Source organism: Gymnodinialimonas phycosphaerae, from assembly GCF_019195455.1.
In the GTDB taxonomy this organism is placed as follows: Bacteria; Pseudomonadota; Alphaproteobacteria; order Rhodobacterales; family Rhodobacteraceae; genus Gymnodinialimonas; species Gymnodinialimonas phycosphaerae.
In genome coordinates, this window is sequence record NZ_JAIMBW010000001.1 from 15,223 (window position 1) to 28,951 (window position 13,729).

A 13,729-nucleotide genomic window follows, 5' to 3' on the forward strand; every position below is an offset into this window, starting at 1 on the left:
AGCATCACCCCGTCGGGCCGGTCACTCGGTTCGGCTGAACTCGCGGGTTCCGGCCCGATCCAGGGCGTCCATGACTGCGTCGGCTGTCAGCAGTTCCGGCAGAACGATACCCTCCGGCGCACCCCGCCCATAGACGACGTTGAACGGGATACCGAAGCGGCCGAAGCCCTCGAGATAGCGGGAAATCGCCTCGTCCGGGCGGGTCCAGTCGGCCTGCATCGCTACGACCCCGGGAGAGACCAACAAAGCCGCGACCGGGTCTCGGTCCAGCACAAGCGCCTTGTTGGCCTTGCATGTCAGGCACCAGTCCGCCGTCACGTCGACGAAGACGACTTCCCCCGTGGAGATGCGTCGGGCGATTTCGGCCCGTTCAAACGGGAGCCAGGCAATTCCGCCCGACTCGGATGCAATCATTCCTGGCGACGAAAGGTGATCGGAAAGGGTTCCGGTGGCCAACAGCATCACGAAGGCGAGAGCGGCTGCGGTTGCACTCCGCACCGTACCGCTCAGACCGCGTATAGATAGAACCCCGACGATGACGGCGGTCAGTGAAACGGACGCGAGGGTCGCGATCGGTCCTGCAACGCCAATCATGACCCACACCAGCCAAAGAGCGGTCCCGCCGAGCAGGAGACCGAGAACCGCGCGTAGCAGGCTCATCCACCTCCCTGGTTTCGGGAGGCGCCGGACCAATCCGGGCCGCGCGGCGATGACCAGGTACGGGGCTGCCAGTCCAAGGCCGAGGAACGTGAAGACGACCGCGATGTCGATGCCGCGACCTGCCAGCGCGAAGGCGACGGCCGTTCCGAGGAAGGGGGCCGAACACGGGGTCGCGAGGATGGCTGCGAAAGCCCCCGCGGCAAAATCCCCGGACAGGCCTTGCTCTGAGCCTGCATTCGCCAGCCGCGTCTGCAGGCGAGACGGCAGCACAATCTCGAACGCGCCTGCGAGATTGGCTGCGAATACCCCAACAACCAGCAACATCAGGGAGAGGAAGAGCGGGTTCTGGAATTGAAGGCCCCATCCCACCGTGACGCCGATCTCCCGCAGCACGAAAAGAACGGCAGCGAGGCCCCACATGAATGCCATCGCGCCCGCGGCCGAAGCGAGAAACCCCTGTCGGACCGCAATCCTGTCGTCGCCACCCAGCCGCATGGCGGAAGCGAGCTTGATCGACAGAACTGGAAGGACACAAGGCATCGCGTTGAGAACGAGGCCTCCAATGAACGCGGTGGCAGCGATCCAGACCAGCGCCGCAAGATTGACGCCTGAGGTCGCGACAGCGAATGGCGGTTCAGGCGGTTCCGAAAGGGATCGGGGGGCTGCGCTTACGGCGAACCCGCCCGCGTCAGTCACCGTCACCGAGATGTCCTGCAAAGGGCTGTCCGGCGCAGAGAGGATCGGAACGCGGGCCCAGAGGAGATATCCATCTTCGCCAAGGCGGATGTCCGGGCGGCCGAGAGAGGCAAACGGCCCAAGCTCGGCAAAGATGTCCGGTGCGGTGAAGGGCGCTTCGGCGCGCATCGAGACCACCACCGCGCTCATGGCCGGATCCACATAAGCGGAGATGTCGGTGATACCTGTCGCCGATGCATCGACAGGAACCCGATCGGCAAACGCCGTGATGCGTGCCGCGCTCGCCTCGTCAATACCGATTCCGGTCGGCACATCGAGGGACAAGGTGAACTCCTGTGGAACGCAGATGTCCGAGCACGTGAGCAGCGTCACGTCCGCAGAAAGCCGAACCGGCGCGCCCGGTTCCTCCAGCGTTATGCGGATCGGAAAGACAACCTCGTCGTGATAGCCGAAGTTCTCGATGCCGAATGCGGTGAAGCGGTCCGGCGCCGGCCACTGGAAATCGATCGACGCAATATTCTGCGATCCCGACCAGTCGATCTCCGGTGGAAAGCCAACCTCCCCGGGCGTGCGCCAGTAGGTCTTCCAGCCCTCGGCGAGATCCAGCGCCAACCCGGCCGAAAGCGTGCCGGCCCCTGGCGCAATCCCGTTCTCGACGGTCAGCAGCCGCGCGGTCACTGCCGGTGTCGTGACGGGATCAGAACTGGCGGCGCCGACTTGGGACGAGGCGGCGGAAAGGAAGATGGCCGCGAGCATGGCGCCCGCCAGAATGCGGAGACAGTCTGCCCTGAAACGGGTCAGCATACCGAGGACCAGCCTTCCTCTCGCTCCATGCTGATGATCCGGCGCAAGGTTCGATCCGAGATCTCTCCCTGGATCACGGTACGGCCGACCACCATTGCAGGCGTCCCCACGAAAGCGAACAGGCGCGAGAGCGCGGCACTGATTTCAAGTTCGCGAGAGACGCTTTCGCTCTCCATGTCTGCGATCAGTCGATCGTGGTCTACGCCAATCCGCTCGGACAGCAGGGACAGGTATTCCGCGTTCGCGCGGAACGGGCTTGTCAGAAGGCTCTCATGGAACGCTATGTAGGTGTCCTGGCGCTTTGCGGCGAGCGCAGCGCGCGCTGCAAGGATCGAGGTTTCGCCAAGAAGCGGCAGCTCATGCCACTCGATGGCGACCTCTGAGCCAAGTTCGGATCCCAGTTCTGACAGACGCTTGGTCTGCACCCTGCAATATGGACAGTAGTAGTCGGCGAAAGACGCAATCGGGACCACGCCTTCGGATCTCGCCGCAGTCCCGAAGAGATGCGAACACAGATCTGCGCGGAGGCTGTCAGGGCTCACTCGCGCCGGTGTTTCCTCTGATCCGCCAACGCTCAGACCCGCAAACGGATTGAGGCCCGAAGAGACGGATCCGCCCGCGACCCGTCGAAATCCCGGCGGGTCATCGAGGGGTTCAAACTCGGGCAAACCTTCGAACAGGGAAGGCAGCACGCGAAATCCGCCGATCACGGCGCCGCCTGCAACAAGCATCAAGAGAAGTGTGCGCCTGTCGGCCATCAAAACGTTCCCGAACCGTCGAAACCATTTGCAGTCCATCACCGCCGGTAGGTCAAGGATACATACCGATACAAAAATCACCGCCTTGTCAGGTTGATGGATAGCGCGAAGCGGGTAAGAAATTCATGGGCGCCAAACCGAGCACACGACAAGATGTGAGAGCAGAATGAATTCAAAGACTGTCACGGTCGCGATCGCATTCATTGCGGCTTTCGTCGGAGTTGGCTGGTGGCTATTCGCGCCGGGCGGCAACGAGCAAAATCCAACGGCTGCCTCGGACGCAGTGGCTGTCGCACAAGGCTCGCCCATGGTCGAGGTGCAGGTGCCTGAAACACTCTCGGGACAGGCGCAGATCGGGCAACGCGGGTTCGAGGGTCTGTGCGCCCAGTGTCATGGCGAGAACGCGGCCGGACGTCAGGGGATCGGGCCGGCGCTCGTTCACCGTATCTATGAACCCAGCCACCACGCAGATGCCGCGTTTCTTCTGGCTGCCCAGAACGGCGTGAGGGCGCATCATTGGAATTTCGGGAACATGCCGCCGGTTGAAGGCGTCACGCGCGCCGATGTCATGGCCATCACCGCGTATGTCCGTGAACTGCAGCGTGCGAACGGGATCAATTGATGCGAACCGGGCATCGCACCTTGGCCAGAGCCATTCTCGTCGTCTGCGTCATGCTGTCGATGGCCCTCTCGTCTTTGCCCGATACCGCTGCCGCAATGGGCGGAGTGTTCGAGCAAGTACACTTGCACGACCATGCGGACGCTCATCGAGGCCATGCCGAGGATGAAAACGCAGCGGTGGACCGGCATTGTCATCCGGGGCTCGATTGCAAGACCGTATCCGTGTTTCTGAATAGTCCCCGGTTCGAAATCCAAGTTGCGGAATTCGTCCATCGCTTTGCTTTGACTAGAAGCGATGGCCAAAGCTTGACGATACCTTTTGATCTACCGCCTCCCCGAAATGGGTCGTGAGTCTTTCAAGAATTTCGACCCCCGAGACGAGGAGAAACCCCATGAACATCAGACTGACGAGCATTGCTCTTGCCAGTGTCATCGCCGGTGCGGCGGCGCTGGCGCACACGGGCGCCACCGGCGTCGTCCTGGAGCGCATGGAAGGCATGAAGGCTATGGGCGATGCGGTGCAGGCCGTCGCCCCCATGATGCGCGGCGAACGCGAATACGATCCAGACGCCTTGAGGCGCGCGGCGGAAACCATCGGGGCGCATTCCGGCAGCGCAATGACGGACCTGTTCCCCGAAGGCAGCAACGGCGATCCCTCCGAGGCCCGCGATCTGATCTGGGAGGAGTGGGACAGGTTCGCCGCCCTCGCTGAGCAGATGCAGGTGGCCGCACGCGGTCTCGCCCTAGCCGCAGACAACGGCCTCGCTCATGAGCAAGGTGGGATGTCTACCGGCACCATGATGGGCGGCGGCAGCATGATGGGTGGAAACGGCAGCGCCATGATGGGCAGTGGCAGCGGCATGATGGGCGGCGGCATGATGAGTGGCATGACGGCCGCTGATATCGGCGCCATGCCCGCCGATGCGGCCTTCGCGATGGCGAGCCAGGTCTGTTCGGCCTGCCACACCCGGTTTCGCGCCGAGGACGAGTGACGATGCGACCGGTCCTGAAATTCGGCGCAGCGACTGCGGTGCTTGGTGTCGCCACCGTCGCTGCGCTGGCCGCATGGCCGGTTGGGGTAGAGCCGGAACCGATCGAGCTGGTCGGAGATATCGAGCGCGGGGCCTATCTGGCCCGCGCCAGCGGCTGCATTGCCTGTCACACCAACTTCGAGGACGGAGGCGCGCCGCTTGCCGGCGGCGCGCCGCTTCCAACTGATTTCGGCACGTTCTATCCGCCGAATATTACCACTGACCCCGACTTTGGCATCGGAGCGTGGACTGTCGAGGACTTTGCGCGCGCGGTGCGGCAAGGCATCGGGCCGGATGGCGCGCCCTACTATCCGACATTCACCTATCCGTTCTACGCTGACTTTTCCGACCAGGAAATTGCCGACCTCTGGGCCGCATTCCAGACTGTTCCTCCGGTGGCCGAAAATGCGCCCTCGCATGACGTGGTGTTCCCTTTCGATCAGCGCTGGGGTCTGAAGCTCTGGCGGGCGGCCTATCTCGATGATCCTGAGACGGAGCCGGTCGATGGGCAGAGTGAGATGTGGAACCGCGGGCGGGAACTGGTTCGGGGCGCGACGCATTGCGGCGCCTGCCATACGGAGCGGAACCTTGCGGGTGCGCGCGTGCTCGACGCCGTGTTCGCCGGCAACGATGCGCTTCCCGGCGGCAACGACGCTCCGTCGATCAGATCCCCCGACCTGATTGCGGGCGGCTGGACCGTCTCCAACCTCGCCTACGCTCTCAGAACGGGCATCACGCCCTCCGGCGACGCTTTCGGAGGCTCGATGGGAGAGGTCGTCATGTACGGGACGAGCTTCCTGACACCCGCGGATCTCGAAGCGATGGCTACATACCTGCTCGACAGCGATGTCGCCGGGATCGAGATGGCAGGTGTGAATACGACGGAAGGCGAGGCCGACTGAGATGGCGCGATCCGATCCTGGCGTGCGCCCCCGAGGAAGATGACATGATCTACTCAAGACGCGATATCCTGAAGATCGGTGCGGCCGCGGGGTTCGCCTCGACCGCACCGTCCAATCTGTTCGCGCAGAGCAACTCGGCCGTGCCGCTGACGGCCCGCGAAGCCAGCCTGCAACTGGCGCCGCCGGACTATCCGCAGACCGCCATCTGGGGCTTTGACGGCTCCATGCCGGGACCGGTGATCCGGGTTCGGCAGGGCGGTCGTGTCACGCGCCGGCTGGTCAATGAACTGCCTCAGGCCACGTCGCTCCACTGGCACGGCGTCCGGATCGACAATGCGATGGACGGTGTCGCGGGCCTGACGCAGGAGGCCGTCGCCCCAGGCGCGTCCTTCGACATTGATTTCGTCGCGCCCGATGCCGGCACCTACTGGTACCACGCCCACAATCGCTCCGTTGAACAGGTCGCGCGCGGTCTTTACGGAGCGCTCGTGGTCGAAGAGCCGGAGGGGCCCGACGTGTATCGCGACGAGGTCCTGATCCTCGACGACTGGCTCCTGAACCCTGACACTGCCCAGATCGATCCCGACTTCACCTCGCGCCATGATCGCAGTCACGGGGGCCGGGTCGGGAACTTCATCGCGACGAACGGACAATACGGGCACAGCCTCGATGTGCGCCGCCATGAGCGGCTGCGGCTTCGCCTCGTGAACGCGGCAAATGCCAGGATCTTCGAACTGGCGCTGGCCGGCCTCGAAGGCTGGGTGATGGCGCTCGACGGCATGCCGCTGGAGGCGCCGCAGCCCGTGTCCGATACGGTTTTGCTCGGGCCGGGGCAGCGGGCCGACCTCCTTGTGGACGTCGTGGCGGAGCAAGGTGAGACGGCCTATCTGGTTCGTGTCGACAATGGCGAGGGGTTCGTTCAGTCGGCCTTCCCGGTGGTCGGGGCATCGTCCGGCGCGCGCAGGGATGCTCCGCAGGCGTTGGCCCCAAACGCCAACATGGCTCCTCCGGATCTCTCACAAGCCCGGCATGTGCGCCTTCACATGGGTGGGGGCGCGATGGGCCGCCTGCAGTCGGCCCAGTTCAACGGGGAGCGGAGAACCTTTCGCCAACTGGTAGATGCCAACCAGTTCTGGGCCTTCAATGACGTCATCGGTATGACGGATGACCCACTGGCCGTTCTGGCACGCGATGAGCCGGTCCGTCTTGAAATCGTCAATGACACCTCCTTTCCGCATGCCATGCACCTCCACGGGATGCACTTCCGCGAGATCGCGGCAGACGGCACGCTGGGACCGCTCCGGGATACCGTCCTGACATTCGGGGGCGAGACGCGCGAGATCGCGTTTTCGGCGCATAATCCCGGCGACTGGCTGTTTCACTGCCACATGCTTTCCCATGCCGCGTCAGGGATGACGACTTGGGTCAGGGTGACCTGATGCGGAGGAGTGTCGTCGCGGTAGCTGCTGCCGCCATCGTCTCCGTCGCGCTGGTTGCTTTCTGGTGGACGGGCGGGGGCTCGGAGTCTGAGGCTGCAATGGTCATTCCAGAAGGTCTCGACCTGGCACAAGGTGAGGTGCTCTACGGCGAGTACTGCGCGTCCTGTCATGGCGCAAACCTGGAAGGGCAGCCTGACTGGCAAAGCCCGGGGCCCGACGGCCGGTTGCCGGCGCCCCCTCACGACGAGACCGGGCATACATGGCACCACCCCGACAGTGTCCTGTTCCAATACACGAAGCTTGGCGGCCGTGAGACGCTGGCCACGCAGGGCATCGAGTTCGACAGCGGCATGCCCGGCTTCTCCGGGCAGCTGAGCGATCAGGAAATCTGGACCATTCTCGCCTACATCCGATCGACGTGGCCGGAGCGCGCGCGTGCCGCGCAGGCTGCCCGTACGGAGGCGAGCTTCGCCAACGAAGGGAGTTGACCCAATGAAGAAATCCATTCTCTGCGCCACGGTATTGGCTGTTTTTCTGCCAGTCGCCGCGTCCGCGGACGACCTGTCGGAGGATCGGGTACGCGAGCTGGTCCTCGAGACCATACGCGAGAACCCGCAAATCGTGATGGAGGCCGTCGCCATCCTGCAACGTCAGGAGGCCGACGCACAGGCCGAGGCACAAGCGCAGGTTCTGGAGGACGAGCGCGATCTTCTCGAACGGGATCCGAACGCGCCCGTACTCGGAAATCCGGATGGCGACGTCACCATCGTCGAGTTCTTCGACTACAATTGCCCCTACTGCAGGCGGGTAAAACCGGAGATCGAGGCCTTGTTGGCCGCCGATCCAAACGTTCGACTCGTCTATCGCGAGTGGCCCATTCTGGGCGAGGGATCCGTCTTTGCCGCACGGGCGGCACTCGCCGCGCGCGAACAGGACCTTTACGAGGAATTCCACTGGGCTCTGATGGGGATGAACGGCCGGGCGGAGGAAGCAGCCGTCATGCGGGTGGCCGAAGAAGTCGGGCTCGATCTCGTGCAGCTCCGTCGGGACATGGCGGCGCCCGAAATCGAAGAGCATATCGCAACCTCCATGCGCCTCAGCCAGGCCCTGGGGTTCAACGGCACTCCGTCCTTCGTGATCGGCGACGCGCTCGTTCCGGGTCTCGTCGAACAGGAGCAGTTGCAGGCCTTGGTCGCGCAGGTGCGTGATGGGTCCGAATGACCGCAAGCCTGCCATCCACTGACCGGAGTTACGCGCGATGCTGACCCGCCGCCATTTCATCGCTTCTACGGCCGCTTTGTTCTCGCCGCCCATCAACGGTCCGCTGGTTGCCAGCACCTGGCCGAGCGAGGCACAGAAAGCCGAATGGGATGCGCAGGTCACGCCTGTGAACTACGATCCGGCCACGTCAAACCCGTGGGGCCTTCATCCGCGCTTCCTGCCAACCCGGGTGATCGCAAACGATGGTTTGAGACCGGGAGACATCCATGTCGACGCGGTCGCGCGCTACCTTTACCACATCGAAGAAGGCGGAACGGCCATGCGATATGGAGTGGCTATCGGGCGTGGCGATCTCTATGAGCCTGGCACCTACACGATCCGCCGCAAGGTCCGCTGGCCGCACTGGACGCCGACCCGTTCCATGATCGAGCGCGAGCCCGATCTTTACGCGCAGTACGAAGACGGGATGGAGCCCGGACCGAGCAACGCTTTGGGATCTCGCGCGCTATATCTCTATGTGGGTGAACGGGACACTTATCTTCGTATACATGGTACGCCGTATCCAAGATCGATTGGATCGAGAGCCAGCTCGGGCTGCGTCCGAATGGTCATGGCGCATATCAACGGACTATTCGATCAAGTCGCAATCGGTGTCACTGCGCGTCTTTACCCGGCCGAGAATTCCCTCGGCTCACGGACCTGAAGTGCCCGGCGCCCGAGGGATACGAACGGACGTGAGCCCGTTCAACCGCGCCGTCGCCAACTTGAATTAGCCGGAAACTGCCGGGCTGGATGCCGTGCAGATCGGGCGGCCCTCTACCGTTCGAAGCGGCAGGAGGGTCGTTTCAACGGGCCCCGAATGGAGATACCAGTAGCATCCGTCCTCCGCTTGAAGGCGGGCCGTCGTGAGATCCTGGTAAGGGGCTGCGAGTTGGATGACGGCTTCGGGCACTGGCGCTGCGGCAGGTTCAGTTTCGCGGCCTCCCTGATCGAACGATGGCGAACATCCGCCAAGGACCAATACCAGACTTCCTTGCGCAAGATGTCTCGACTTCACGCGTACTGCCCTCTGCCAGTAGATTTTTTTGTTGTTCCCAGAGTGAACAATCTGGCCCCGGGTAGCAACGATGGCCATATGAATTTCGCGTTATGCGTGGCCCAATCCTCAACTGGGCTGCGTAAATGCATCAGCTGGATGATTGGAGCGCGGACACAAGATGGCCGATGCCGGTCAAAAGCACGACGACTGCGCCGAAGAGCACGAGCGACAAGAACACAGCGGTTCCCCGAGAACGGCTATGCGCAAATGATCGGCGCTGCGCGAGCCAACCCTCGATCACGGAGACATAGAGTGGAATTGCGCTGACCAGCGTCGCGTAGAGATAGACCCCCGAGATATTCTCGAAGAAAGCCGAGCGCGCGAGGGTTGGCGCCACAACGCGAACCGCCGTTGCGCGACTGCCTCCGAAAGACCCGAACCAGTCAGCGGAAAGCACGTAGATCAAGATGTGCAGCACGATGAAGGCAACGAGCCTTGCGGCAACGTCAAGGAACAGGACCAAGCCTGGTCGTCGCTCAAGGTTTCCGCGCGCGTTGGTCGAGGCGTAGAGGAAGAAGGCGAGATAATTCACAACGAAGACCACCGGTAGGCCGTTGGTGACAACCTGGCGCAGGAACCGCTCGAGCGCCTGTTGGTTCTCGGACAATGCGGTCGCGAAGCCTGGCGTCAGCGCGACGAAGATCGCAAGGAGCGGCAGCAGCCCTGCGAGGCTGACAAGCATGGTGTTCCATGCAAATCGCGAGAACGGCATCTCGGGGGAGAAGAAGCGTTGCATGCTCACTTTCTGACACCTTCTATCGGAAAGCTGATCTGGCCCATCGTCGCATCTTGCGTTCATTCCTCCTCGACATGGCGTGGGGGCGAACACTGATCTTCTCGCTCTCGAAGATCCAACGTAACGTCATTCAGGTGTGGGAGGGGGGCGAAGTCAGGCCAATCGATCACGCCTTTGTTATGCGCGGTTTTTGATGCCGGATTCTGCTTGCGCGATCAGCGAACTACGCGCTTTCGTGCGCTGCAGGCTCTTCACAGACAGCAGTATGATTCGTCTTCTTCGCGCACTTTTGGTTGCAGTTTTTGCGCTGGCGACCAGCGTCGGCGGTGCCGTTGCGCACCACGCCGTTCATTGCGACGCGACGGGGTCAGAAGGGCGGCTCGCGGAGCATGATCACGGCGGACATGTCGCGCTACACGCCGAAGTGCCTGACCAAGAAGCTATTCCTTTGGCCGCGGACCTCGGCTTTGCAGAGTGTTCCCAGCATCTCTGCTCCGTCTACATTTCTTCAGTCGAGAACCCGAGAGAACAGGTGGCGGTTCCCGTCGCCAATAGGCCGGCAGACACCAGCATCTCCTGTCTGAGCCGCCCCGAAAGCCTGTATCGCCCCCCTGATGTCTGATCGCTGATAACCGGCGACGCCGGAGTGCGGCTCTTTGTGGGGCCGTCTTTTCTCACTCAGACGATCGGATACCAACATGAAGATAGTTCATGCGGCACTGCTGCCGCTCGCTTTGGCTGCGTGCGCGCCGCCATCTGTCCTGCCTGACCAGGAAGTCCTCGGCCTTGGCGCCGCGAACAATCAATCGGTTCAGAGCAGGTCTGCCCTTGTGGCACTCTTCCCCGACTTCGAGGCCCGTCCTGTCGTTCAGCCGGGCGACTGGAGCGACTTGAATCGCTCACAAGCGCCTGAAGGAGCACTCGAATGAAGCGGGCCGGCCTTTTTTTATCGTTGAGTGCCATGGCCTTGTCGGCATGTGCCAATCCCGAACTGACTGCTGGACTTGCTGCGCGCGAACCGGGTTTCGAGACGGTTCGCAACACGACTTCTGCGGCGACCCGAGCACAAACAGTCTTCTTGCAGGATGCCGAGTCTATCCGCGCGAATTCCGAACGCGTGCACCAGATGGTCCACGGCCGGACGTTGTCAGCCGACACGGCGGTCCAGGTCGCTCTTCTGAACAATCGCGGGTTGCAGGCGAGCTACGCCGAGCTGGGCATGACGGCTGCAGATATCTGGCAAACGACGCTGCAACCCAACCCGACGGTGTCTCTTGGTCTTCTTGGTATCAATGCCGAGGGTCTCGCATGGCGTGCGCTCGAGGGAATGATCGCCAACAATATTCTGGCCCTGACGACAAGCGAACGCCGCAGTCGGATTGCGGAGACAAGGTTCAGGCAAGCGCAGTTGCGCGCTGCCGAGGAAACGCTGAGGGTCGCGACGGAAACCCGGCTTGCCTGGATCGAGGCTGTGGCGGCCTTCGAGGCCGCCAGTGTCGTACGAGACGCGGAAGCCACGGCCAACGCGCAGTCCGACCTCGCGCGTGAGCTTGGAGAGACGGGCTTCTTGAACCGGGCGGCACAGGCGCGTGATCAGGCCCTGTTCGCGGAGTTGGCTGGGCAGAGGGCGCGTGCGCGTCTGGATGCTCAGATCGCGAAGGAACGGCTTACCCGATTGATGGGTCTCTGGGGTACTGAGACCGAGTACTATGTGCCGGACGCCTTGCCGGCACTGCCAGGCCGGGCCGGTGCGCCCCGGGACGCTGAAGCTCAGGCTCTCGCGCGGCGTGTGGATCTCATCCTCGCCCGACTGGAACTGGAGGCTGTCGCTCAGGAGCACGGGCTGGTGAATGCAACGAGGTCTGTCACCGATCTCGAGCTGATCGCAGGCTTCGAACTCGAGCGCGAGGACACTGGCGCAGGAATCGAACGCGAAACGACACCGCAGGTCGAGCTCGAGTTCGCAATTCCCATCTTCGACAGCGGCGAAGCGAGACTGCGACGTGCCGAGATGGCTTATCTGCGCGCGGCACACCAGCTTGCGGAACGCGCCGTAACTGTAAGGTCCGAGGCACGCGCTGCTCAGGCCGAACTGGCCGGTGCGCATCAGATTGCGCGCCACTACCGCGACAACCTCGTACCCATGCGGGCGCTCGTCGAGAGCGAGACGCTGCGTGCCTACAACGGGATGATCGAGTCCTACACCGAACTTCTCGATGCCATCCGGGCGCGGCAGGCGGCTCAGATGGCGGAGGTGTCGGCGCGGGCAGACTACTGGAGAGCAGAGGCGCTCATGACGGCAGCGCTCTATGGCGGCGGCGGTGAGGGCGGCGGCGGCGGTGCCGCTCCGGAAATGGCCGCTGGCGGCGCACCCGGACATTGAGAAAGGACAACAGGATGAACAGACGTCAAATGCTTGGTGCAGGTGCCACCCTCGTCGGCGCCTCGCTCCTTGCCCGGACTTCAACCGCGCAGACACCCGAAGCCCCGGTGGCCGGAGCCGCGGCGACACAGGTCCCCCCGCGCCCGAGTTCAGGGCCAGACTACAACCCGGTCGTGACCCTGAACGGCTGGTCCGTGCCCTGGCGGATGAACGGGAACGTGAAAGAGTTCCACCTGATCGCCGAACCGGTGGAACGGGAGCTCGCTGAAGGGACCGTCGCGCGGCTCTGGGGCTACAATGGCAGCTCGATCGGCCCGACCATCGAGGCGGTGGAGGGCGACCGGGTGCGCATCTTCGTCACCAATCACCTGCCCGAACACACCTCGGTCCACTGGCACGGGCTGATCCTGCCATCGGGCATGGACGGTGTGGGGGGGCTCAGCCATCCCGGCATCCCGCCCGGCAAGACCTTCGTTTACGAGTTCGACCTGATCAAGTCGGGCACGTTCATGTACCACCCGCATGCCGATGAAATGGTACAGATGGCGATGGGCATGATGGGGCTCTTCATCGTGCATCCGCGGGATCCGTCCTTCATGGCCGTGGACCGAGACTTCGCCTTTCTGCTCAACGCTTTCGACATCACGCCGGGCTCTGCGGTCCCGCGCACGATGACGATGCTGGACTTCAATCTCTGGTGCTGGAACAGCCGGATCTTCCCCGACATCGACCCACTTGTCGTGCGTCAGGGCGACCGGGTGCGGGTGCGGGTGGGCAACCTGACGATGACCAACCACCCGATCCACATGCACGGCTACGACTTCGAGGTGACGGGCACAGATGGCGGGTGGGTCCGGCCGGAAGCGCGCTGGCCCGAGGTCTCCATCGATATCCCGGTGGGAGCGATGCGCGCTTATGAGTTCGATGCGATCCATCCAGGCGACTGGGCAATCCACTGCCACAAATCGCACCACACGATGAACGCGATGGGCCACGACATCCCCACGATGATCGGTGCGGACCAGCGCCGTTCGGTCGAACTGATCCGCCAGCACCAGCGCGGATACATGGCCATGGGGAGTGCCGGCATGGCCGAGATGGGTGAGATGGAAATGCCACTGCCCGCCAACACGGTGCCGATGATGACCGGATGGGGACCGCATGGCCCCTTGGAAATGGGCGGCATGTTCTCGGTCGTGAAGGTCCGGCCCGACATCGCGCCCGGCGACTACAGCGATCCCGGCTGGTACGAGAACCCGCCAGGAACCGAGGCGCACGAATGGACAGGCGACCTGCCCGAGATTGCGCGCAACGACAGCCCCAGGACCACACTTACCCCGCGATCGCGGGCTTGAACTTCTCAGCTACGGAGACCCAAT

14 protein-coding genes are annotated in these 13,729 nt (G+C 63.2%); 10 read left to right on the forward strand and 4 right to left on the reverse strand.

From position 1 onward, the window contains the following. Positions 1-21 precede the first annotated feature (21 nt). Together KUL25_RS00105 and KUL25_RS00110 are read right to left on the reverse strand one after the other, a co-directional pair. The gene (locus KUL25_RS00105; protein ID WP_257891052.1) at positions 22-2,160 is read right to left on the reverse strand and encodes a protein-disulfide reductase DsbD family protein; all 2,139 of its coding nucleotides are present in this window, start codon (positions 2,158-2,160) and stop codon (positions 22-24) included. Next, positions 2,154-2,918 carry a DsbA family protein gene (locus tag KUL25_RS00110; RefSeq protein WP_257891053.1) on the reverse strand — a complete coding sequence of 255 codons (765 nt, stop codon included), beginning with the start codon at positions 2,916-2,918 and terminating at the stop codon, positions 2,154-2,156. The genes KUL25_RS00105 and KUL25_RS00110 overlap by 7 nt, the downstream gene beginning before the upstream one ends. Before the next feature lie 166 nt (positions 2,919-3,084). On the opposite strand from KUL25_RS00110, the gene KUL25_RS00115 reads away from it, so the two are divergent. The 7 genes from KUL25_RS00115 to KUL25_RS00145 all read left to right on the forward strand — a co-directional run bounded on the left by KUL25_RS00115 (position 3,085) and on the right by KUL25_RS00145 (position 8,835). After that, positions 3,085-3,540: a c-type cytochrome gene (locus KUL25_RS00115; RefSeq protein ID WP_257891054.1), complete on the forward strand. Its 456-nt coding sequence runs from the start codon at positions 3,085-3,087 to the stop codon at positions 3,538-3,540. A 391-nt stretch (positions 3,541-3,931) separates the two neighbouring features. Continuing rightward, positions 3,932-4,531, forward strand: a complete 600-nt coding sequence (locus KUL25_RS00120) for a c-type cytochrome (protein ID WP_257891055.1) — start codon at positions 3,932-3,934, stop codon at positions 4,529-4,531. A 2-nt stretch (positions 4,532-4,533) separates the two neighbouring features. Next, on the forward strand, positions 4,534-5,472 hold the full coding sequence (locus KUL25_RS00125; protein WP_257891056.1) for a c-type cytochrome: 939 nt from the start codon (positions 4,534-4,536) through the stop codon (positions 5,470-5,472). 44 nt (positions 5,473-5,516) lie between these two features. Continuing rightward, positions 5,517-6,911: a multicopper oxidase family protein gene (locus tag KUL25_RS00130; protein WP_257891057.1), complete on the forward strand. Its 1,395-nt coding sequence runs from the start codon at positions 5,517-5,519 to the stop codon at positions 6,909-6,911. Beyond that, entirely contained in the window at positions 6,911-7,399 is a 489-nt protein-coding gene (locus KUL25_RS00135; RefSeq protein ID WP_427854379.1) for a c-type cytochrome, read from the forward strand. The genes KUL25_RS00130 and KUL25_RS00135 overlap by 1 nt, the downstream gene beginning before the upstream one ends. Before the next feature lie 4 nt (positions 7,400-7,403). After that, positions 7,404-8,132 carry a DsbA family protein gene (locus KUL25_RS00140; protein ID WP_257891058.1) on the forward strand — a complete coding sequence of 243 codons (729 nt, stop codon included), beginning with the start codon at positions 7,404-7,406 and terminating at the stop codon, positions 8,130-8,132. Between the two features lie 37 nt (positions 8,133-8,169). Continuing rightward, positions 8,170-8,835, forward strand: a complete 666-nt coding sequence (locus tag KUL25_RS00145; RefSeq protein ID WP_257891059.1) for a L,D-transpeptidase — start codon at positions 8,170-8,172, stop codon at positions 8,833-8,835. 66 nt (positions 8,836-8,901) lie between these two features. Here the strand turns inward: KUL25_RS00145 and KUL25_RS00150 are convergent, their stop codons facing one another. Next, on the reverse strand, positions 8,902-9,189 hold the full coding sequence (locus KUL25_RS00150) for a hypothetical protein (protein ID WP_427854380.1): 288 nt from the start codon (positions 9,187-9,189) through the stop codon (positions 8,902-8,904). 130 nt (positions 9,190-9,319) lie between these two features. Beyond that, positions 9,320-9,967 carry a hypothetical protein gene (locus tag KUL25_RS00155; RefSeq protein ID WP_257891060.1) on the reverse strand — a complete coding sequence of 216 codons (648 nt, stop codon included), beginning with the start codon at positions 9,965-9,967 and terminating at the stop codon, positions 9,320-9,322. A 265-nt stretch (positions 9,968-10,232) separates the two neighbouring features. Between KUL25_RS00155 and KUL25_RS00160 the strand changes: the two genes are divergently transcribed. From KUL25_RS00160 to KUL25_RS00170, 3 genes are all read left to right on the forward strand, one after another. After that, positions 10,233-10,589, forward strand: a complete 357-nt coding sequence (locus tag KUL25_RS00160; RefSeq protein ID WP_257891061.1) for a hypothetical protein — start codon at positions 10,233-10,235, stop codon at positions 10,587-10,589. 303 nt (positions 10,590-10,892) lie between these two features. After that, positions 10,893-12,350 carry a TolC family protein gene (locus KUL25_RS00165; protein WP_257891062.1) on the forward strand — a complete coding sequence of 486 codons (1,458 nt, stop codon included), beginning with the start codon at positions 10,893-10,895 and terminating at the stop codon, positions 12,348-12,350. A gap of 14 nt (positions 12,351-12,364) precedes the next feature. Continuing rightward, positions 12,365-13,705, forward strand: a complete 1,341-nt coding sequence (locus KUL25_RS00170; RefSeq protein WP_257891063.1) for a multicopper oxidase family protein — start codon at positions 12,365-12,367, stop codon at positions 13,703-13,705. Positions 13,706-13,729: the final 24 nt, after the last annotated feature.

Coding starts and splice junctions, on each gene's coding strand:
- KUL25_RS00135 (WP_427854379.1), top strand. CDS start 6,911: ATGCGGAGGAGTGTCGTCGCGGTAGCTGCTGCCGCCATCGTCTCCGTC.
- KUL25_RS00125 (WP_257891056.1), top strand. CDS start 4,534: ATGCGACCGGTCCTGAAATTCGGCGCAGCGACTGCGGTGCTTGGTGTC.
- KUL25_RS00170 (WP_257891063.1), top strand. CDS start 12,365: ATGAACAGACGTCAAATGCTTGGTGCAGGTGCCACCCTCGTCGGCGCC.
- KUL25_RS00120 (WP_257891055.1), top strand. CDS start 3,932: ATGAACATCAGACTGACGAGCATTGCTCTTGCCAGTGTCATCGCCGGT.
- KUL25_RS00105 (WP_257891052.1), bottom strand. CDS start 2,160: ATGCTGACCCGTTTCAGGGCAGACTGTCTCCGCATTCTGGCGGGCGCC.
- KUL25_RS00165 (WP_257891062.1), top strand. CDS start 10,893: ATGAAGCGGGCCGGCCTTTTTTTATCGTTGAGTGCCATGGCCTTGTCG.
- KUL25_RS00155 (WP_257891060.1), bottom strand. CDS start 9,967: ATGCAACGCTTCTTCTCCCCCGAGATGCCGTTCTCGCGATTTGCATGG.
- KUL25_RS00130 (WP_257891057.1), top strand. CDS start 5,517: ATGATCTACTCAAGACGCGATATCCTGAAGATCGGTGCGGCCGCGGGG.
- KUL25_RS00145 (WP_257891059.1), top strand. CDS start 8,170: ATGCTGACCCGCCGCCATTTCATCGCTTCTACGGCCGCTTTGTTCTCG.
- KUL25_RS00110 (WP_257891053.1), bottom strand. CDS start 2,918: ATGGCCGACAGGCGCACACTTCTCTTGATGCTTGTTGCAGGCGGCGCC.
- KUL25_RS00115 (WP_257891054.1), top strand. CDS start 3,085: ATGAATTCAAAGACTGTCACGGTCGCGATCGCATTCATTGCGGCTTTC.
- KUL25_RS00160 (WP_257891061.1), top strand. CDS start 10,233: ATGATTCGTCTTCTTCGCGCACTTTTGGTTGCAGTTTTTGCGCTGGCG.
- KUL25_RS00140 (WP_257891058.1), top strand. CDS start 7,404: ATGAAGAAATCCATTCTCTGCGCCACGGTATTGGCTGTTTTTCTGCCA.